We start from the raw sequence: 18,006 nt of genomic DNA, 5'->3' as shown, positions 1-18,006 counted from the left end.
CGTCATCGACCCCGCAGGGAAATGACGCGCACGGCATGCGACCTGATCAGCCCGCGGAGTACACCTCGCGACCGGCGAACCACGTCCACCGCACGGGAGTGTGCACGATCTCGTCGGCCGGGCCGGCGATCGCATCCCGCGCGAGCACGACGAAGTCCGCGGATTTGCCTGGCGTGATCGATCCGGTCTCCGCGCCGAGGCCCATCGCGGTCGCGGCATTGATCGTGAAGACCTGCAGGGCCTCCTCCGCCGTGATCGCCTGCTCGGGCCAGAGGACGCCGGGCGCTCGGCCGAGAGGATCGGCGCGCGTGACGAGACCCTGCAGCCCCTCGAGCGTGTTCGGCGATTCGCTCACCGGCCAGTCCGAGCCGCCGGCGACGAGCGCGCCGGCGTCGAGCAGGGCACGGTTGGGCTGCGAATGCTCGGCGCGGTCGCCGAGGACCTCGGCCAACGCCTGCGGGATCACGCCCGGGAACCAGATGAACGGCGAGATGTCGGCCGAGACGTCGAGCGCTCGCAAGCGCGGGATGTCGTCGTCGGCGAGGAACTGGCCGTGCGCGATCTGGATCGGGGTGGTGAAGCCGTCGGACCGGATGCGCTCGGCGACATCGAGCACGAGACGCGCCGATCCGTCTCCCGTGCAGTGCACCTTGGCACCGAGTCCGCGTTCGGCCACCGACCGCAGCCAGGTGTGCAGCTCGTCGAAGTCCATCGTCGTCTCGCCGTGGAAGTGCGCACCGTGCACGGCATCCGCGATATACGGCTCGAGGAACGACGCCGTGCGCGCGGGTGGTACTCCGTCGAGGAAGATCTTCACGAAGTCGGGCCGGTGGTGCGGGGTGCGGAACTGCTCACCGAGGTCGATGAGTGGGGCGCCGATCGGATCGAACCCGAAGATCTCATCGTTGATCAGCAGCGACGAGACGACCCAGGCCGTGAGCTCGTGCGACCGGTCGAGGGTCGCGAGGGCGGCGAGGATGTCGGTCGACACTCCGGCGTCCTGGAAGGTCGTGATGCCGTAGGAGTTGAGGATCTCGACGCCGCGGCGCGACGCGGCCACGTGCTGCTCGCCCGTCAGCCCACCGCTGCGATCGTAGGCCTCCTGCACCGGGATTCCCGCTGACTCGAACAGCACCCCGGTCGGCGTGCCGTCATCGGGATCGAGCACGGTGACTCCGCCGGAGGGGATGCTGTCGGCGGTGATCCCGGCGAGCTGCAGCGCCCGCGTGCTCGCCCACCTGTTGTGCCTCGAGTCCTCGACCAGGACGACGGGGCGACCGCCGGCCGCCTCATCGAGACGCTGCCTGATCGCGCTGTTCGCGAGGCCGGGCAGCAGAGTTGTCGACACCGGGCCGCCCACGATCCACGCGTCGGGCGGCAGCGCGCTGGCCTTCTCGCGCACGAGGTCGAGGATGTCGTCGAGGCCCAGCGAGGGCGGCAGCGAGAGCTCGAACAGCTCGGTGCGCCCGGCGAGAGCGTGGTGGTTGTGCACGTCGACGAAGCCGGGGTAGACCGCGGCATCGCCGACATCCAGCATCCTCGTGTCCGGGCCGCGGTGCGCGTCCATCTCGGCCCGCGTGCCGACGTCGAGGATCCGCCCGTCGCGCACCGCGAATGCCTCGACGATCGGTGCTCGGTGATCCGCCGTGCGGATCACCGAGCCCGTCACGATGAGCTCGGCCGTCGTCATCTCAGAGGGTTCCGAAGAGCGCCGGCTCGAGGCCGTTCGCGTGATGGGTCGTCGAGAGCAGTCGGCCGTGAGCGCCGAACGTGAAGTGCGTGGGCACCTCGCCCGACTCGTCGAGCCCGAAGAGAACCCCGTGCGAGCGGATCGCGTTCACGTCCCGATGGTCGGCGATCGTGACCGATGCGCAGGGGATGACCTTCTCGCGCCACGCGAAGACGTAGATCCCGGGGCGCACCTCCCACACGCTGTTCTCGTCGGTGTCTGCGAGGCCGCGCTCGGGGCCGGCGAGGCACTGCCATGAGTACCAGCGCTCCGAGAGGTACACGTGCTCGTAGGCGTGCTCCTCGCTGTAGATCCACTCGACCCGGCGACCGATGAGCGTCGTCGTCGGCGCCGGCTCTGCGCCCGTCACGGTCGCTCCGTCGATGATGCTCGGCGCGAAGACGTGCTGCACGCGAGTGCGTCCCTGCTCGGGCGCGGGCAGGATCACCGAGATGACGGCGAGGACGCGGCCGTGGCGCAGGTCGACGATCAGAGACACTGCTTCGTTCGGCAGGTAGTCGTGATGGAACTGCACGAAGTACAGGTCGTCGTCGACCTCGAACGCCTCGTAGTCGTCGGTGTCGGAGGCGGGTGCTGTCGTGTCGTCGGCACCGGGCTGGTAGTCCCACGCGACCGTGGTGTCGGCGAACCGATGCGAGATGCGGGTTCCCCGGGCGTCCACGACGGTGATCTCCCGACCGCTCAACGCGGTCGTGTGCGGAGCCTTGTTCGCGTCGAAGCCGGGAGCCAGGCCCTCGAGCGGGAGCCAGGTGGAGGTGTCTGCGGGGTTCAAGGTCGTCATGTCTCTCCTCAGGTGAGTGGGTTGCGGGAGTGTCAGCGGTCGCTGAAACGCTCGAGGTCGGATGCGAGGCCCTCGTACACGGCGGGCCGGGAGCGCTTGAGATACGCGCCGTAGACGATGCCGCCGATCAGCGCCACCACGAGCAGCAGCGGCATGAGACGGATGGCGAGCTCCTCGGATCCGGCGACGATGTTGAAGTTCACGATCGCCAGCACCGAGATCGCGGCGATGCCGAGGAATCCGATCCCCGGAGCGATGAACGTGCTCCACCATCGCGGATCGCCGGCACGGCGGAAGTACACGACGATCGAGATCGCGGCGAGCCCCTGCAGGATCAGCACGCTCAGGGTGCCGAAGCCGAGCATCGCCGGCACGAGCGTGAGGATGGGGTCGGCACCGGCGATCGCGAAGATGATCGCCACGATCGCCGCGAACGATGCCTGCACGATCCCGGCCAGCTGCGGGGCGCCGTTGCGGCGCGTGCGGGCCAGAGCGTGCGGCAGGATCCGCGAGCGCCCGAGGGAGTAGAGATAGCGCGTCGCGGAGTTGTGGAACGCGAGCATCGCCGCGAACAGACTGACCAGCAGCAGGATCATCATCACGGTCGTCAGCGGGCCCCCGAGGTACTGCTGCGACAGCATGAAGATCAGGTCGCCCGTCGGCAGGTGCTCGAGAGCGGTTGCCTGCGCCTGCGCGACGCCGGTCGCGCTCACCACCGCCCAGGTGGTGACGCCGAGGATCACGCCGATCGCGATGATCGAGGTGTACGTCGCCCGCGGGATCGTGCGCAGCGGCTGCTTCGCCTCTTCGCTGAACAGGGCGGTCGCCTCGAAGCCGAGGAAGCCCGTCGCGGCCAGGAGGAGGCCGATCGGCAGCGACCCCGAGAACACGGCTTCCGGGCTGAACGCGGCCACGTCGTATCCGGTCTGCACGAGCACCGACACGTCGAACACCACGAGCATCAGCACCTCGAGCACGAGGCACACACCGAGGATCTTCGACGAGAAGTCCACCCCGACCCGTGCGAGCACGAAGCACACGACGATCGACAGCAGACCCCAGATGAGCCAGTGCACGTCGAGGCCGGTGAGGTCGCGGATGATGTTCTGCATGAAGAAGCCGCTGGTGCCGATCGTGCCGACGACGAAGAAGTTGTAGCCGAGCGTGGCGATGAGGCCGGCGACCAGACCGCCCGTGCGACCGAGGCCCTTCACGACGAAGGCGTAGAAGCCGCCGGCGTTGACCAGCTGCTTCGACATCTGCGCGTATCCCACGGCGAAAAGCAGCAGGATCGCGGCCACGATGAAGAAGGCCATCGGCGTGCCGCCGCCGTTTCCGAGGGCGATCGCCAGCGAGGCGACCACGACGATGCCGGTCAGTGGTGCGACGGCGGCGAGCACGAGGAAGACGATCCCGGCGACGCCCAGCGCGCCGGGTCGAAGAGAGGTGTGGTCCTGCTGCGTCGTGGACGCAGATATCGGGTCTGCCACGTCGGCTCCTTTGCTCGGTGACGGCCGTGTCGGCACGGCATCGACGACGAGGGGGTCGTCGATACAGCGAGTCTGCTCGTGCCGGGAGCGCGGCGGTTGACCCTGAGCGAAGGACGATGGTGCCAGCGCGCACAGCCGTCCTGGTCGTGTTCCCGGCCCGGATCCGGCGGAGCAGGATGACGGTGATGACACCGCCGTCCTCGCGGAGCGCCGCCGGCGCCGCGGCGATGTCTCGAGGAGATCATGGACCTGCAGCTGACGGGCACGACCGCGCTGATCACCGGCGCCGCGAGCGGTATCGGCCGCGCGACCGCCCGCGCGCTCGCCGCGGAGGGGGTGCGCGTGGCGCTCCTCGATCGGGATGCCGTTGCGCTCGCAGAGACGGCACGCGGATGCGGTGACGCTGTGGTCCGGGTGGTCGATGTCACCGACGAGACACAGGTCGCGCTGGCGGTCTCCACGTCCGTCGAGGAGCTCGGCGGGGTGGATGCGGTCGTGTGCTGCGCGGGGATCTCGGGTCCGGTCGGATCGACGATCGAGCAGATCTCGCTTCACGACTGGAACGCCGTGTTCGCGGTCAATGTCACGGGGGCGTTCCTGGTTCTCGCGCAGGTCCTTCCCGCGTTGCGGGCGTCGCCTTCGGCATCCGTCGTGCTGCTCGCGAGCGACTCGGCGTTCGTGTCGTCGCCCGGCATGGCGCCCTATTGCGCATCGAAGGCCGCGCTCGTGCAGCTGGGTCGATCGTTGTCGGTGGATCTCGCCGGCACTGATGTCCGGGTGAACACGGTGGCGCCGTCGATCGTCGACACCCCGATGAGCCGTGGAGACCTCGGGGAGCACGCGTTCGTCTCCCCGACTTTCGAGGTGCAGTCGCCCGAGGACGTCGCTTCACACGTGCTGTATCTGGTGTCGCCGCGCAGCAGAGCGATCAACGGCACGACCATCCTCAGTGATTTCGGGTACTCGGCCCGATCAGGATTCCCGGCCTGATGGTCACGGGGACGACGGACCCGCGCACGAGCGCGGCGAGAGCGCGTGAGCGCGGCGAGAACAGGAGCGAACATGGGTAGTGCAGTGGGATCGACGGTCTCCGGGCGGGTCATCGTGATCACCGGCGGAGGTACCGGCATCGGGGCGGCGATCGCCGAACGGTATGCCGCTGAAGGTGCGCACGTCGTGGTCGTGGGGCGTCGGCCCGAGCCGCTGCGCGCCGTGGCCGACACCGTCGGCGCGCATCCGATCATCGCGGATGCCGCGGACACCGCATCGGCGCAGGCAGCGGTGGCGGAGGTGCTCGCGACGTTCGGGCGCCTCGACGTGCTGGTGGCGAATGCCGGCGGACACGGCTTCTCGCCGGTCGCCGACACCGACGACGACAGCTGGGATGCGGCGATCCGGGCGAACCTCACCACGGCGTTCGTCATGGCGCGAGAGGCGTTGCCTGCGCTGATCGAGGCGAAAGGACAGATCGTGATCGTGTCGTCTCTCGCAGGTCTCTTCGCGGGTCCCTCGGTGGCGGGATACACCGTGGGCAAGCACGCGCTGATCGGGCTGACGCGGACCCTCGCCCGCGACTACGGAAGGCAGGGTGTGCGCGTCAACGCGGTGTGCCCCGGCTGGGTGCAGACGCCGATGGCCGACGACGAGATGGACGAGTTCGCCACCCATGCCGGGCTGGGCTCGCGGGAAGAGGCGTATGCGACCGTCACGGCGGATGTGCCGCTGCGGCGCCCGGCTCGGCCGGCGGAGATCGCGTCGGTCGTGCGGTTCCTGGGATCGGGGGAGTCGTCGTACGTCACCGGTGCCGTGATCGTGGCGGATGGCGGGTCACACGTCGTTGATGTGCCGACGATCGCCTTCGACCGGGCGGGGATGTAGGAGGCGGTCGCTCGGGTGCATGGTCGGTCGTCCCCGGCGTGGGTGCTCTCGTTCCCGGTTCGGTCGTTCGCGCTCCGATGACGCCGCTGTGTTCTCCGTTCTCACGTATCCCGTCTTTCGCCTCTTCCCCGCTTCCTCCTGTCGGTCGCGCCTCATGGGGGTTTCCCCTGCATCTCTCGCGCGATCTGGGCGCTCTCGCTGTGCCATTCCGGGAGATTGGAATACGGATCTGATCTGGGGTAATTCTTGGTGGTTTCGGGTCTCGGATGTCGGTGGCCCGGGGTTGACTGGGGGTATGAACAGCACTGCGGAGCTTCTGGATCGGGTGATCGCCGACCTCGACACGGTGCTGTCCGATGACGCGCTGGCGGGGTTGTCGGATGCGGATCGGGTGACTGTTCTGCAGGGTGCGGGTGCTGTCTTCCGCCGCGCGGAGGCCGTGATTGTCGAGACGATCGCGACGGGCGACGCCGCCGACTTTCCGCATTCGGCGGGGTGTCGGGGCCTGAATGAGTTGTTGCAGCGGACGGTGTCGGTGGATGTGCGGGGCGCGTCCCGGGTCGACAGGGTCGTCGATCTGGTGCGGCGTCCGGTGAGTCTGGCGGGGGAGAGGATGCCGGCCCGGTGGTCGGAGTTGCGTCTCGCGTTGCTGGATGGGGTGGTCGGTGTGGCCGGGTTTCTTGCGGCGACGGGGCCGATCGAGAAGGTGTGGGATCGGCTGACGGTGGATCAGCGGTTGGCGGCGGATGTCGCGTTGGCGGGGTGTGCTCGCGGCCACGGCGTCGTGGTCGACGCTGATGATGAGGGCCTGGAGGCTGATGAGCCGGGTCCGGCGCCGACCCCGCAGGACTTGAAAGCTCTTGCCGAGGATCTCGCGTCGATGTTCGACCCCGATGGGGAGGAACCCAAGGATGAGGACTCCCGGCGCCGGCGGGGCATCACGATCGGTCGTCTCACGGACGGCGTGCACGCGATCCGCGGGTATCTGACCCCAGAGGTCGCGGCGCAGTTGCAGCTGATCCTGGACGCGATCCTCAACCCCAAAGGTGACGGCCCGCCCATGCCCGGAGTGCACTTCGCCCCGAGCGAGGGCGCGTGTGCGGATGCGGATGCTGGTGCTGGTGCTGGTGCTGGTGCTGGTGCGGGTGCTGGTGCTGGTGCAGACGGTGACGATACGGATCCGTTCAACTCGGATCCGCGGTGTGTGCTCGATGACCGCTCCGCGTCGCAGAAGCGTCACGACGCCCTCGCGATGGTGTTCGCCATCGCCGCGCGACACAACGACATGCCCACCCTCGGCGGTTCCGCACCGGTCCTGGTCGTGAACGTCGACGCGAAGGATCTCGTGGGCGGAATGGGCGGCAACGGTGGGTGGGCGACGATCCCCGGATCCGGTGCCCACGTCCCGGTCTCCGTCGCCGCGCACGTCGGATGCGCGGGGACGATTCAACGGGTGCTGGTCGATGAGGGCAGGATCATCGGGATCACGACCACAGACCGGATCTTCACCGTGCACCAACGCCGGGCGATCATCGCCCGCGACAAAGAATGCCTCATCCCCGGATGTCACGTTCCCGCATCCTGGTGCGAGATCCACCATGTCGTCGAGCATGCGCGGGGTGGTCCGACTCATACCGATAACGGGGTGCCGTTGTGCTGGTGGCACCACCGATCCCTCGGGACCTCGGGGTGGGAGATCCGCATGGACGACGGGGTCCCGCAGGTACGAGGACCGAGATGGTGGGATCCCGACGAACGATGGCGCACACCGAGGCTCAGCGTGGCGCGACTCACACTCCCCGCGCCGCTCACCCGCACCGGATGACGCGGGTGAGCGTCACCGATGCGACCGCAGCACCACACCAGCGCAGCACCGCATCAGCGCATCAGCGAATCGCGAGCTCGAAACCGTCCGCCGTCGGAATGACGGCCACCTGGGTGAGGTCATCGACATGGAAGGTCGGCTGATGAGACGTCGCGTGCGCGCCCACGCCGATGACCCGCATCCCCGCAGCATGCGCGGCCTGGATGCCGGCGCCCGAGTCCTCGAACACCACGCAGTCGGCGGGGTCGACGCCGAGCATCTCCGCACCCAGCAGGAAGCCCTCGGGGTCGGGCTTGGAGGCCGACACGTTCTCGGCCGTGACCGTCAGTGCGGGCACGGTCAGGCCGGCCTGGCCCATCCGCGCGTTCATCAGCGTCACGTCGGCCGAGGTGACGATCGCGTGGGGGTAGGGGAGCAGTGCGGCGAGCAGGGCATCCGCACCCTCGATCGGGATGACGCCATCGACATCCTTGCTCTCGTTCGCGAGCATCACCGCGTTCTCGCGGATGTTGATCTCGTGGTCGCGCTCCGGCAGCATGATGGCCATGCTCTGGTGCCCCTGCCGGCCGTGCACGACGCTCAAGACAGTCTCGGGAGCGATTCCGTGGGGCTCGGCCCACGCCAGCCAGAGCCGTTCCACGACAGCCGTCGAATCGACGAGAGTGCCGTCCATGTCGAGCAGGACGGCGCGGGCGCTGATGGTCTCGGTCATCCCCTCAGGCTACTGCCGCAGCATCTGAAGCCCGACCCGACGGCGCTACCCACCGAGGTACGCGCGGTGCAGCAGCTGCGAATCCTCCTTCAACGCCTCGGCGGTGCCCTGAAAGGAGACGCGCCCACCGGCCACCACCACGGCCTCGCGAGCCAGGCCCAGCGCGAGCTGCGTGAACTGCTCCACGAGCAGCACCCCGACGCCCGACTCGGCGATCGACTTCACGATCGGCATGAGCCGCATGAACACGACAGGCGCGAGACCGAGCGACATCTCATCGATCAACAGGATCCGCGGCTTCGCGGCGAAGGCACGTGCCAGCACCACCATCTGCTGCTCGCCACCCGACAGCAGCGCGGTGGGGGAGTCGATGCGCTTCTCGAGCTCAGGGAACTGCGCGAGCGCCGCATCCTGTTCCGCAGGCGTCCGCGCGGTGAGCGAGATGTTCTCGCGCACGGTCAGCGATGGGAACACCGCTCGCCCCTGCTCGATGTGCACGATGCCGCGCCGCGCTCTCGACACCCGGGACAGCTTGTCGAGCGGCTCGCCGTCGAGCATCATCGATCCCGCGGAGTGCGGGGTGACCCCCGACACCGATTCGATCAGACTGGTCTTGCCGGCCCCGTTCGGTCCGACGAGCGCCAGCACCTCGCCACCGCGCACGGTCAGCGACACATCCGAGATCACCGGCCCCGCGCCCCGGCTGACCGTCACCCCGTCCAGCACCAGTTCGCTCACTTCAGCAGCTCCGTCTCTCCCATGTACGCCTTCACGACCTCCGGGTTCGCGAGCACCTCGGCCTGCGGACCGCTCGCGAGCACTCGACCGAAGTCGAGCACAGTCAGCGTCGGGCACACCGAGCGCACGAGATCGAGGTCGTGCTCGATGATGATCAATGCCACGCCGAACCGGGCCGGCAGCTCGCGCAGACGCGCGGCGAGAGCCAGGTGCTCATCGTGCGACAGGCCGGCCGCGGGCTCGTCGAGGATCAGCAGCCGCGGACGAGAGATCACGTTCGCCGCGACCTCGACGAGTCGCCGGGTGCCGACGTCGACGCTCGACAGGCGCGCACCGGCCGGCGGGCATCCGAAGAACTCGAGAACCTCATCGATGTCGGATGCGGCGAGTCGACGTCGAGCGACGAACCTCACGTACGCGCCGACCGTGAGCGACGGCGGGACCCTGTCCTGCTGGAAGGTCCTGCGCAGCCCGAGCCGGGCGCGACGCGTCGGAGACAGGCCGGCGAGATCGCGATCTCCGAGCAGTACTCGACCGCCGTGCTTCGGCAGGAACCCGCTGATCGCATCCACGAACGTCGACTTGCCTGCCCCGTTCGGACCGATCAGGCCCATGATCGACGCCGCCGGCACCTGGAACGACACATCGTCCAACGCTGTGAGAGCACCGAACTGCACCGTGAGTCCGTCGACAGTGAGCACGGGTGCACCATCGAGCGCGCGCTCATCGACCGTCGCGGTGGTCGTTGTCGTGATCGCCCGATCCTCGGCATCCGCATCGGGAGGCAGCGCGGTCAGCTTCGCCGAGGCGGTCCTGCGATCCGCGCGCTTCCAGATGAGATTGCGGATGCCCTGACCGAGGTTGGTCCCGCTGGTGAGCGCCTGCACGCCGAGTACGCCGAAGACCACGAACGCCCAGTCCTGCGGCACGCCCCAGCGCTTCAGCAGCTCGGGCACGAGCACCCAGAGGATGCCGCCGAGGATCGCCATGTCGATCAGATGGGCCCCCGACATGACGGCGAGGACGTAGAGCGCCAGCGACTGAAGCGGGGTGAAGCTCGATGCGAACGGAAGCTGCACCTGGCCGGCGAGGAGTCCTCCGGCGATGCCTCCCAGTGCGGCCGAGACGGCGAACGCGGTGAGCTTGGCGCTCTGCACGCTCTGCCCGGCAGCCGCGGTGCCGCGTTCCGAGAAGGCGACCGCCTTCCAGCTCGAGCCCCACCGTCCGCGCTGCAGGAAGAAGACTCCCAGCGCGCAGATGGCGAGCACCACGACCGAGAGGAAGAAGAATTCGCGATCGTTCGAGAACAGCGTCGGGCGCTCGACAGCCGTGCCGTCGGCGGACCCGGGGAACTGGATCTGCACGAGGGTGACATCCGCCGCGGCAGCGAAGCCGAGGGTGACGACCGCGAGATTCACGCCGCGCAGCCGCAGCGCGGGGAGCCCGACGAGGATGCCCACAAGACCGGCGGCAATGCCGCCGAGGAGGAGCCAGACGACGAAGCCGCCCGGCGCCTGCATGACGTTGAGCAGCGAGACGATCCAGGCGCCCACGGCGGCGAACGTGAGTTGGCACAGCGCGATCATGCCGGCGGAGCCCGTGACGATGCCCAGTCCCAGGATCGCGATGGCCGCGACGACTGCGCTGATCGCGAGGAACACGAAGTACCCCGGAAGCGCCGCGCTCAGGATGGCACCCAGTCCGACCGCCGCGGCGGCGACGGCGAGGGGCCAGGACAGACGGAACCAGGGACGGTCAGCGAGCGGCATCCCACACCTCCTTGCGCTGCGTCCACAGGAGCAGGACGACGATGAACAGGAACGGGAGGAAGTTGCGCACGAGCGCGACCTCGTCGATCTGCGCGACGAGCCCTCCCAGAACGCCCAGCACGACTCCGCCGACGACGGCGAGGTCGAGACGGCGGAAGCCGCCGAGCAGCGCAGCGGCTGCGGCGGGGACGATGAGCATCGCGAGGCTGGTCGCGTCGTTCGACTGCGACGGCGCCACGATCATGATGGCGATCGCGCTGATCACACCGGTCACGAACCACACCGCGATGGAGAGCGGACGGGAACGGATGCCGAGCAGCTCGGCGGTGGTGGGGCGCTCGGAGAGCGCGCGCAGCTGCGTGCCCACTCTCGTCCGGCGCAGCACGATCCGCACCACGACCGCCGTGACGACCGCCATGGCGACGGTGGCGACGGTGACCTGACTGATCACCACGCCCCCGAACGAGAAGGCGGGGCCCGCGATGATCGGGGTGAACGGCTGCGGTTTGTTGCCGAACAGGATGAACGACATCGAGATGAGCAGGAGAAGCGGACCGACGGTCATCGCCGAGCGAGTGGTGGTGGAGGCCTCGGAGAGCCAGGTCGCGGCGATCCACCCGATGGTGGCGGAGAGCGCCCCGCCGACGACGACGCCGAGCACGGAGCCGAGCCAGATCGGTACCCCCAGTTCGCTGACGAACCACACGGCGCTGAAGGCACCGAACATCCCGGTCGCGGCCTGGGCGAAGTTGACGACCCGCACGAGGCGCGACATCAGGGTCAGGCACACTCCGAGGACCGCATAGAGACCGCCGGCGGCGAGACCGGCGATGGCGCCTTGCAGCATGAGGCGTCCTTTCTGGTGTGAGGGGGAGAGGACCTGCCGCCGAGAATGCGCTCGGCGGCAGGTGAAGGGCGGCTACTCGCCGATGCGGAGCCAGTCGTCGGCGACCTTCTCCCAGGCGTTCGTGCCGGATTCGAGGATGATCGGCCATCCCGCGGTGTTCTGCGTGCCGAAGGCGTAGGGCGTTCCGACCATGGGGTTCTCGATGGGATCCATTCCGCGCAGCGCCTCGGTGACCGTCTCGCGGGTGATGTCGCCGTCCATGCCCTCGAGCACCTCGATGAAGTAGGTCGCGGCGAGGTATCCGCCCTGGCTGAATGAGGTGAGGGGGATGTCGTTGGCCTCCATCAGCTCCCGCCAGTCGGTGTTGATCTCGTCGTCGTCCGTGAACGGGTAGAACTCGGCGGGCACGTAGATGCCGGCCCCGGCGTCATCGATCGCATCCGCGAAGTTCTCGCTGTAGACGCTCGTCAGATAGAGCCAGGTCACGTCGTCCCAGCCCTGCGCGTTCGCGGCCTTGACCTGGCCGATCGCGTCGGGCTCGACGGGGTTGATCGCGAGCGCCTTACAGCCCTGTTCGCGGGCCTTCACGATGTAGGGCGTGTAGTCCGAGGCGCCGTACGGCACGGTGTCGTCGACGTACTTCGGCTCCTTGCCCGTGATCTCGGTCCACTTGTCGATCGCCGCCTGGTAGGTGGGTCGGGTGGATCCTGCGATCTCCAGCAGGATGCAGATGTCGTCGAGTCCGAGCACCTCCGAGCCGTACTGCAGCGTGAGGGTCATGTCGTTGAACGGACCGACGTTGGCGGGGGAGATGTTGTCGCTCGCGAAGCAGCCGGTATCGACTCCGATGCCGGGCAGCGAGAGGATCTCCTCCTGCTCGTAGTACTTCGCGTTGATCTCGCACTCGATCAGGCTCGCTGATCCGACCAGCGCGACGGCCCCGTCGCTGCCGACGAGCTCTCGGGCTGACGCGGTGGCTGTGGCCGGGTCGCCCTTGTCGTCGAGGGTCTTGTACTCGATGGTGCGTCCGTCGAGGCCTCCGGCCTCGTTGAAGGCGTCGAACACCGCTGCCGCCGCCTGCGACGCCTCGGGGAACGTCGCCGGACCGCTGATCGTGTTCACGGAGCCGACGACGATCGGGGCGCCGTCGCCACCTCCGCTGCCTTCTCCGCCGGCGCAACCGGCCAGGGTGAGGGCTGCCACGGCGATGAGCGCCGCAGTGCCGGATACTCGCTTGTTCATGTGATTCCTGCCTCTCGTGTGCTTGTGGTGCTGCGGTCAGTCGCGCAGCGCGCGGTTGACCAGTTCGGTGTCGGTGAACTGCTCGAACGCGACGACCCGGTGATCGGCCAGGCGCCAGACATGCGCGACACGTGCCGCGAAGAATCGGCCGGTCGCGCGGTACGTGCCCGAGTAGGTGCCGATGCCGACGACCACGTCCCCGCCGTCGATGACCTCGTCGATCGCGACCGTGTAGTCGTCCCACTCGTCCTGGATGCGCTGGAAGACGCCTGCCGCGACCGCATCCGGCCCGATGTACGTGCCGGCGTACGGGAAACCGGCGGCCTCGGTCCAGCTCACGTCGTCGGCGAGCGGCGCCAGCATGCCGTCGAGGTCGCCGCGGTCGCTGGCCGCGTAGTGCGCTGCGATGATGTCGGCGTTGCTCATGGGAGGTCCTCTCCTGGATCTCGTCGCGGGGTCAGACGGGCTGGGCGTCGGGGTAGTCGACGGACCCGAGCGGATAGATGTGACCGCCGCCGCGGGAGTGCTCCGCGGCGCCGTCGCCGGTGAGGCCGAGGAAGATCCCCGTCGTCATGAGCTGGTAGCCGAGGTCGTGCAGCCAGACGCTCGCGACCGCGATGCGGAACTCCCGGAAGCAGAAGAGGTAGAGGCCGTCGGCGAACTTCCAGACGGTCGACAGGTCCATGTCGCCGTGGCCCCGCTGCACGCCCTCGAGGCACTGCCAGGCGTAGCGCCGGCTCGAGATGTAGACGTGCTCGTAGAGGTGGTGAGGGCTGTACCGATAGATGTTGCGCTTGCCGATGAGGTCTCGGCTCGGCCCCGGCACCTCGCCCGTCGTGGGACCGGCATCGGTCGTCGCCGCCCAGAAGTCCTGACCGACCTGTGGTGTGCCCTCGACAGCCTCGGCGGCGATGCGTGAACGCACGACGGTGGCCCGGTGGGTGGAGGTCGAATAGACGACGGTGATCGCTTCGCGTTCACGGCTCTCGAGCGGGATGTTCACGAAGACGACGTCGTCGCGCACCGCGACGGCGTCGTACGGGTCGGTGCCCGACCCGCCGAGTCCTGACCAGGTGACAGCGACCGCATCGAACGTCAGCGCCAGTGCGGAGCCATCGTCGAGCGTGAGCGTCAGCGCGGTGCCCGACAGCGAGGCGTTCGGCAGTCGGAAGGTGTCGATCCCGGCGGCGAACTCGTCGTACGTGCGCCATTCGTCGAGTGCGGGATCGGTCGTGACGGGAGCGGTCATGGGAGTCCTGACGTCGCATGCGGCGGAGCGTCCTCGCTCCGGGCACCGCATCCTCGCGGTGTGCTTGCCTCATGCTCCGGCTCGCCCTGGCATCCGCTCAAGAGAAGCGTCGCCATCGCGCGCCGACAGTCAACCGGCGTGCCCTGCAGAGCAAGGACGGGCCTGGGAATCCGCCGTGGCGTCAGCGGCGGGCTCCGGGCGGGTGTCAGGATGAGTCATGCGAACAGAACCCCGGGCCGCCCTCTCGCCGGCGGTGAAGGCGGTCGCCTGGACGGCATCCGTCTTCTTCGCTCTCCTGTTCTTCGCCGTCGCGTGGGTCTGGTGCGGGATGTCGTACGAGGAGGAGTTCAGCGAGCAGTCGAAGGCCGTCTCCGCAGGGTCGACGATGGAGGGCTGGGGGTTCACCATCGGCCTCGTGCCCGTGCTGGTGCTCCACGCCCTGATCGCGATCGGCGCCTTCTTCGCCGTCCGGGACGGAGGACGCCGCCGGGTGCTTCTCAGTGCGATGCTGGCGCTCGCGCTCGTGGCCGCCGTGTCGCTGCCGGGCTTCGTCGCCGTGCAGATGCTGTACGGCGGCACGATGTTCGCGCCGCCGGTCTACGTCCCCTGACGGACGTTCTCCCGCTGCGCTGCGCTCAGTGCGCCGCGCGGTACTCGCTGGGGGAGATGCCGAACGCCGACTTGAACGCGCGGCTGAAGTGCGCCGCATCCACGAAGCCCCATCGGGCCGCGATCGCGGCGACGGGCCGGTCGGCGAGCATCGGGTCGAGCAGATCGCGACGGCACTGCTCGAGGCGGCGGGTGCGGATCCAGGTCGACACCGTCACGCCCTGCTCCTGGAACAGGCCGTGCAGGTGACGGGTCGAGATGAAGTGCGCCGATGCGATGGTCGCGGGTCCGAGATCCGTCGAGGCGAGGTTGCGGTCGATGTACGAGCGGATGCGCTGCACGAGCGCGCGATGAGGGTCGGCCGACACCTCGTCGAGGCCCAGCTCGCGGGTGAACACCGTCGTGACGAGGTCGAGCGCGCTGTGCGCCAGTCGTGCCCCTGTCGTGCCGGCGAGCTGGTCGAGGTTGCCGGCGAGCTGCGTCAGATACGGCACGACCATTCCGCCGAGGCCACCCTGACCCGAGATGCGCACCGCGGTGAGCTGGCCGATCATGTCGGAGGGCAGGCTGATCAGGTGCTTGGGGAACATCACGACCATCGTGCGGAAGTCGTCGTCGAAGACCAGCGAGTACGGGCGGTCGGTGTCGTAGACGGCGAGATCGCCGGCTTGGAGCACGGCCTCCCGGTCGTCCTGGATCAGCATCCCGGTGCCGGCGAGCATGAGGCTCAGCTTGAAGTACGACCGGTCGCTGCGTGCGATGAGCTCGGGTGTCCGCTCGACGACGTGCGAGGTGGCGCGCACCTCGTTGACGTGCACCTCGTCGACTGAGGCGCCGCGGATGATCCCGCGGAAGTGGTCGGGCCCGGCCGTCGACACCTGGAGCGGCACGAAGGACTCCGAGACGGCGGCCCGGAACTCGCTGATGTTGCGCGCGACGAGCGTCGACACCGATTCGGCGGGGGCGGCGAGTGCACCGTTCATGACTGATCACCTCGGGTGGTGGAACGACGACGTTGTATACGATCCGTGCCGTGATGCTATCACCGGCGCGGTCCGGAGGGCGAGGCTTCTATGATGTGGGCGGAGGCCAGTGATGCGATATCTCGGCGAGAAGGTCATGCAGGTCCTGCGTCAGCTGCGCGGACCCGACACAGCGGATGCGGTCTTCGAGGCCACCGCGCTCATAGTCGGGGCGGTGTTCTTCGTGCTCGGCTTCGCCATCGGGTGGCCGGTCTTCTGGGGTCAGGAGATGGCGATCAGCGGCACCGGCTCGATCGGCGCGTTCGCCGCCTACGGCGGCGCGATCACCGCCGTCCTGGCGTTCGCGCTCGGGCGTCTCGTCGTGCGACCGGCGGCGGTCGCGCCGGACGGCACCCGCGATGGATTCAGCGTCCCCGGGGATCGGCTGCGCTGGTACGACCTGGCCGCCATCGCCTTCGCGCACGCCGCGATCGCGTACCTCGGATGGCTCGGAATCGCCGAACTGCTCGATCGCAGCTTCACCGACGCCCCGGTGTTCGCCTTCCCCGGGGCGATCCTGGTGGCCGTCGCGTTCGCTCTCACCGCCTATGTGACGTTCCTGAGCGCGGTGGCGCTCACGCCGATGGTGCTCTCCCTCGTCCTGGCGGTCTTCCTCGTGGTGGGCGCCTTCGCGGCGATGCTCGCCTCCAGCGATGTGCACTGGTGGCAGGACAACCTGTCGGCGCTGGGGATGAGCAGCAACAGCGCGTCTCTGGCGTTCAACGCGACGTTGATCATCGCCGGGGTCCTGGTGACGACGATCGCCCGCTATGCCACGGCGGGGCTGCCCGTCGACGACCACGTCGATCGTCGCGGACGGCGCGTGGTGCGAGGCGGGCTGATCCTGATCGGGATCTTCCTCGCGTGCGTCGGGATCTTCCCGGTTGACGAGTTCTTCCTCGTGCACAACACGGTCGCCACCGGGATGACCGTCGCGTTCGCCGTGATCGTCGTCGGGCTGCCCTGGTTCGTGCGCACGATCCCACGGGTGTTCGTGGTGCTCGGGTGGATCTACGTGCTCGTGATCGTGCTGCTCGGCGTGTTCTTCGCCGTCGGCTACTACAACCTCACGGCGGTCGAGCTGATCGCGGCGGTGCTGATCTTCAGCTGGATCATCGTGTTCCTCCGGACCGCAGGATCGGTGCACCCCGCCGCATCAGCGCACCCCGCCGGGTCCGTGCACGCGGGGCAGCGGCCCGGTCCGACCCCGGCCTGAGCGTCGGTCCTCAGCGCAGCGGCTGCGTGGCATCCGCCGTGCGCTGCAGCGCATGGATGGTGTGCGCGTGCCGGCGCTGGGCGACGCCGACGAACAGGCAGTCCACCAGTGCGAGCTGCGCGATGCGGCTCACCATCGCGCCCGCGCGGAGGCGAGGCTCACGCGCCCGCGTGAGCAGGGCGTGGTCGCAGTTCTCGGCGAGCGGCGAGGCCGGCCCACCCGTGACGCCGATCGTGGTGCCGGATGCAGCCCGTGCCGTCTGGAGGAAGTGCACGGTCTCGCGGGTCGTTCCCGAGTGGGAGAACCCGATCGCCACGGTCTTCCTCGCTCCGAGCGATGCGGCGGCGCTCGCCTCGTGCGCGTCCGTCAGGACGATCGCCGCATGTCCGATGCGGAGCAGCTTGCGGCCGAGATCCGCAGCCGCCTGTCCGCTCGCGCCGATCCCGAAGAGCAGGACGCGGTCGGCGTCGTCGATCGCCTCGACCGCGGCCGCGAGCTCGTCGTAGTCGAGGTTCGCGACGGTCTCCTCGATGGCCAGCAGCTCGAGTGCGGCGACCTTCGCGGTCGCCTCCCGCAGGGTGTCGGCCGCGGAGATCTCGGATCCGAAACCGGATGCCGCGGGGAACTGCACGGATTCGCGACCGAGCTCTGTGGCCAGCGCCATCCGCAGCGCGGCGTAGCCGTTCACGCCGATGGTGCGGCAGAAGCGGACGACCGAGGCGACCGACGTGTCGCACCTCGCCGCGATCTCGGTGATCGTGCTGTCGACGACGATGGTGGGATCGTCGGCGATCGTCCGAGCGATGCGGGCCAGCGACGGCGGCAGCTTCTCGGCGGCCGAGGCGATCGTCGTCTGGATGCTCATGGCTCTCCTGCGT

General features: G+C 68.8%; 17 protein-coding genes. 5 read left to right on the top strand and 12 right to left on the bottom strand.

Features of this window, described 5'->3' with window-relative positions:
• Positions 1-46: 46 nt before the first annotated feature.
• Genes ACZZZF_RS06565 through ACZZZF_RS06555 form a run of 3 tightly spaced genes read right to left on the bottom strand, consistent with a single transcriptional unit; the run spans position 47 to position 4,021 of the window.
• Complete coding sequence (locus ACZZZF_RS06565) at positions 47-1,690, bottom strand: amidohydrolase (protein WP_463497634.1); 1,644 nt, start codon at positions 1,688-1,690, stop codon at positions 47-49.
• A 1-nt stretch (position 1,691) separates the two neighbouring features.
• Positions 1,692-2,531 carry a molybdenum cofactor biosynthesis F family protein gene (locus tag ACZZZF_RS06560; protein ID WP_463497632.1) on the bottom strand — a complete coding sequence of 280 codons (840 nt, stop codon included), beginning with the start codon at positions 2,529-2,531 and terminating at the stop codon, positions 1,692-1,694.
• 32 nt (positions 2,532-2,563) lie between these two features.
• A complete protein-coding gene (locus ACZZZF_RS06555) occupies positions 2,564-4,021 on the bottom strand; it encodes an APC family permease (RefSeq protein ID WP_053095448.1) in 1,458 nt (485 codons plus the stop codon).
• Between the two features lie 243 nt (positions 4,022-4,264).
• Between ACZZZF_RS06555 and ACZZZF_RS06550 the strand changes: the two genes are divergently transcribed.
• The 3 genes from ACZZZF_RS06550 (at position 4,265) to ACZZZF_RS06540 (ending at position 7,724) form a co-directional block, all read left to right on the top strand.
• Complete coding sequence (locus ACZZZF_RS06550; RefSeq protein WP_463497630.1) at positions 4,265-5,011, top strand: SDR family NAD(P)-dependent oxidoreductase; 747 nt, start codon at positions 4,265-4,267, stop codon at positions 5,009-5,011.
• Positions 5,012-5,083: 72 nt separating this feature from the next.
• On the top strand, positions 5,084-5,899 hold the full coding sequence (locus ACZZZF_RS06545; protein ID WP_463497627.1) for an SDR family NAD(P)-dependent oxidoreductase: 816 nt from the start codon (positions 5,084-5,086) through the stop codon (positions 5,897-5,899).
• A 295-nt stretch (positions 5,900-6,194) separates the two neighbouring features.
• Positions 6,195-7,724 carry an HNH endonuclease signature motif containing protein gene (locus ACZZZF_RS06540; RefSeq protein ID WP_463497624.1) on the top strand — a complete coding sequence of 510 codons (1,530 nt, stop codon included), beginning with the start codon at positions 6,195-6,197 and terminating at the stop codon, positions 7,722-7,724.
• Positions 7,725-7,785: 61 nt separating this feature from the next.
• On the opposite strand, the gene ACZZZF_RS06535 is transcribed toward ACZZZF_RS06540, so the two are convergent.
• The 7 genes from ACZZZF_RS06535 to ACZZZF_RS06505 all read right to left on the bottom strand — a co-directional run bounded on the left by ACZZZF_RS06535 (position 7,786) and on the right by ACZZZF_RS06505 (position 14,281).
• A complete protein-coding gene (locus ACZZZF_RS06535) occupies positions 7,786-8,436 on the bottom strand; it encodes an HAD-IA family hydrolase (RefSeq protein ID WP_463497621.1) in 651 nt (216 codons plus the stop codon).
• A gap of 45 nt (positions 8,437-8,481) precedes the next feature.
• Positions 8,482-9,174: an ABC transporter ATP-binding protein gene (locus ACZZZF_RS06530; RefSeq protein ID WP_053095453.1), complete on the bottom strand. Its 693-nt coding sequence runs from the start codon at positions 9,172-9,174 to the stop codon at positions 8,482-8,484.
• Positions 9,171-10,943 carry a branched-chain amino acid ABC transporter ATP-binding protein/permease gene (locus ACZZZF_RS06525; RefSeq protein WP_463497619.1) on the bottom strand — a complete coding sequence of 591 codons (1,773 nt, stop codon included), beginning with the start codon at positions 10,941-10,943 and terminating at the stop codon, positions 9,171-9,173. The genes ACZZZF_RS06530 and ACZZZF_RS06525 overlap by 4 nt, the downstream gene beginning before the upstream one ends.
• A complete protein-coding gene (locus ACZZZF_RS06520) occupies positions 10,930-11,790 on the bottom strand; it encodes an ABC transporter permease subunit (RefSeq protein WP_053095455.1) in 861 nt (286 codons plus the stop codon). Before ACZZZF_RS06520 ends, ACZZZF_RS06525 begins: the two co-directional genes overlap by 14 nt.
• Before the next feature lie 72 nt (positions 11,791-11,862).
• Positions 11,863-13,032 (bottom strand): ABC transporter substrate-binding protein, encoded by a 1,170-nt coding sequence (locus tag ACZZZF_RS06515; RefSeq protein ID WP_463497617.1) that lies wholly within the window; start codon positions 13,030-13,032, stop codon positions 11,863-11,865.
• Positions 13,033-13,068: 36 nt separating this feature from the next.
• On the bottom strand, positions 13,069-13,458 hold the full coding sequence (locus tag ACZZZF_RS06510) for a nuclear transport factor 2 family protein (protein ID WP_072590934.1): 390 nt from the start codon (positions 13,456-13,458) through the stop codon (positions 13,069-13,071).
• A 31-nt stretch (positions 13,459-13,489) separates the two neighbouring features.
• Positions 13,490-14,281 carry a MoaF C-terminal domain-containing protein gene (locus ACZZZF_RS06505; protein ID WP_463497614.1) on the bottom strand — a complete coding sequence of 264 codons (792 nt, stop codon included), beginning with the start codon at positions 14,279-14,281 and terminating at the stop codon, positions 13,490-13,492.
• Between the two features lie 217 nt (positions 14,282-14,498).
• Between ACZZZF_RS06505 and ACZZZF_RS06500 the strand changes: the two genes are divergently transcribed.
• Positions 14,499-14,891 carry a hypothetical protein gene (locus ACZZZF_RS06500; protein WP_285363124.1) on the top strand — a complete coding sequence of 131 codons (393 nt, stop codon included), beginning with the start codon at positions 14,499-14,501 and terminating at the stop codon, positions 14,889-14,891.
• Positions 14,892-14,916: 25 nt separating this feature from the next.
• Here the strand turns inward: ACZZZF_RS06500 and ACZZZF_RS06495 are convergent, their stop codons facing one another.
• Positions 14,917-15,873 carry an AraC-like ligand-binding domain-containing protein gene (locus ACZZZF_RS06495; protein ID WP_053095460.1) on the bottom strand — a complete coding sequence of 319 codons (957 nt, stop codon included), beginning with the start codon at positions 15,871-15,873 and terminating at the stop codon, positions 14,917-14,919.
• A 112-nt stretch (positions 15,874-15,985) separates the two neighbouring features.
• On the opposite strand from ACZZZF_RS06495, the gene ACZZZF_RS06490 reads away from it, so the two are divergent.
• On the top strand, positions 15,986-17,128 hold the full coding sequence (locus ACZZZF_RS06490; RefSeq protein WP_394194377.1) for a DUF998 domain-containing protein: 1,143 nt from the start codon (positions 15,986-15,988) through the stop codon (positions 17,126-17,128).
• Between the two features lie 10 nt (positions 17,129-17,138).
• Here the strand turns inward: ACZZZF_RS06490 and ACZZZF_RS06485 are convergent, their stop codons facing one another.
• Positions 17,139-17,993, bottom strand: a complete 855-nt coding sequence (locus ACZZZF_RS06485) for a MurR/RpiR family transcriptional regulator (protein WP_187249329.1) — start codon at positions 17,991-17,993, stop codon at positions 17,139-17,141.
• Positions 17,994-18,006: the final 13 nt, after the last annotated feature.

The organism is Microbacterium sp. AC215 (genome assembly GCF_979258645.1).
This window is presented reverse-complemented; position numbering and strand designations above follow the sequence as displayed.

Bases quoted from the DNA above. Each gene is read 5' to 3' on its own strand.
- ACZZZF_RS06525 (WP_463497619.1), bottom strand. From the start codon at position 10,943: ATGCCGCTCGCTGACCGTCCCTGGTTCCGTCTGTCCTGGCCCCTCGCC.
- ACZZZF_RS06550 (WP_463497630.1), top strand. From the start codon at position 4,265: ATGGACCTGCAGCTGACGGGCACGACCGCGCTGATCACCGGCGCCGCG.
- ACZZZF_RS06515 (WP_463497617.1), bottom strand. From the start codon at position 13,032: ATGAACAAGCGAGTATCCGGCACTGCGGCGCTCATCGCCGTGGCAGCC.
- ACZZZF_RS06505 (WP_463497614.1), bottom strand. From the start codon at position 14,281: ATGACCGCTCCCGTCACGACCGATCCCGCACTCGACGAATGGCGCACG.
- ACZZZF_RS06565 (WP_463497634.1), bottom strand. From the start codon at position 1,690: ATGACGACGGCCGAGCTCATCGTGACGGGCTCGGTGATCCGCACGGCG.
- ACZZZF_RS06490 (WP_394194377.1), top strand. From the start codon at position 15,986: ATGCGATATCTCGGCGAGAAGGTCATGCAGGTCCTGCGTCAGCTGCGC.
- ACZZZF_RS06520 (WP_053095455.1), bottom strand. From the start codon at position 11,790: ATGCTGCAAGGCGCCATCGCCGGTCTCGCCGCCGGCGGTCTCTATGCG.
- ACZZZF_RS06495 (WP_053095460.1), bottom strand. From the start codon at position 15,873: ATGAACGGTGCACTCGCCGCCCCCGCCGAATCGGTGTCGACGCTCGTC.
- ACZZZF_RS06535 (WP_463497621.1), bottom strand. From the start codon at position 8,436: ATGACCGAGACCATCAGCGCCCGCGCCGTCCTGCTCGACATGGACGGC.
- ACZZZF_RS06485 (WP_187249329.1), bottom strand. From the start codon at position 17,993: ATGAGCATCCAGACGACGATCGCCTCGGCCGCCGAGAAGCTGCCGCCG.
- ACZZZF_RS06510 (WP_072590934.1), bottom strand. From the start codon at position 13,458: ATGAGCAACGCCGACATCATCGCAGCGCACTACGCGGCCAGCGACCGC.
- ACZZZF_RS06560 (WP_463497632.1), bottom strand. From the start codon at position 2,531: ATGACGACCTTGAACCCCGCAGACACCTCCACCTGGCTCCCGCTCGAG.
- ACZZZF_RS06500 (WP_285363124.1), top strand. From the start codon at position 14,499: ATGCGAACAGAACCCCGGGCCGCCCTCTCGCCGGCGGTGAAGGCGGTC.
- ACZZZF_RS06540 (WP_463497624.1), top strand. From the start codon at position 6,195: ATGAACAGCACTGCGGAGCTTCTGGATCGGGTGATCGCCGACCTCGAC.
- ACZZZF_RS06545 (WP_463497627.1), top strand. From the start codon at position 5,084: ATGGGTAGTGCAGTGGGATCGACGGTCTCCGGGCGGGTCATCGTGATC.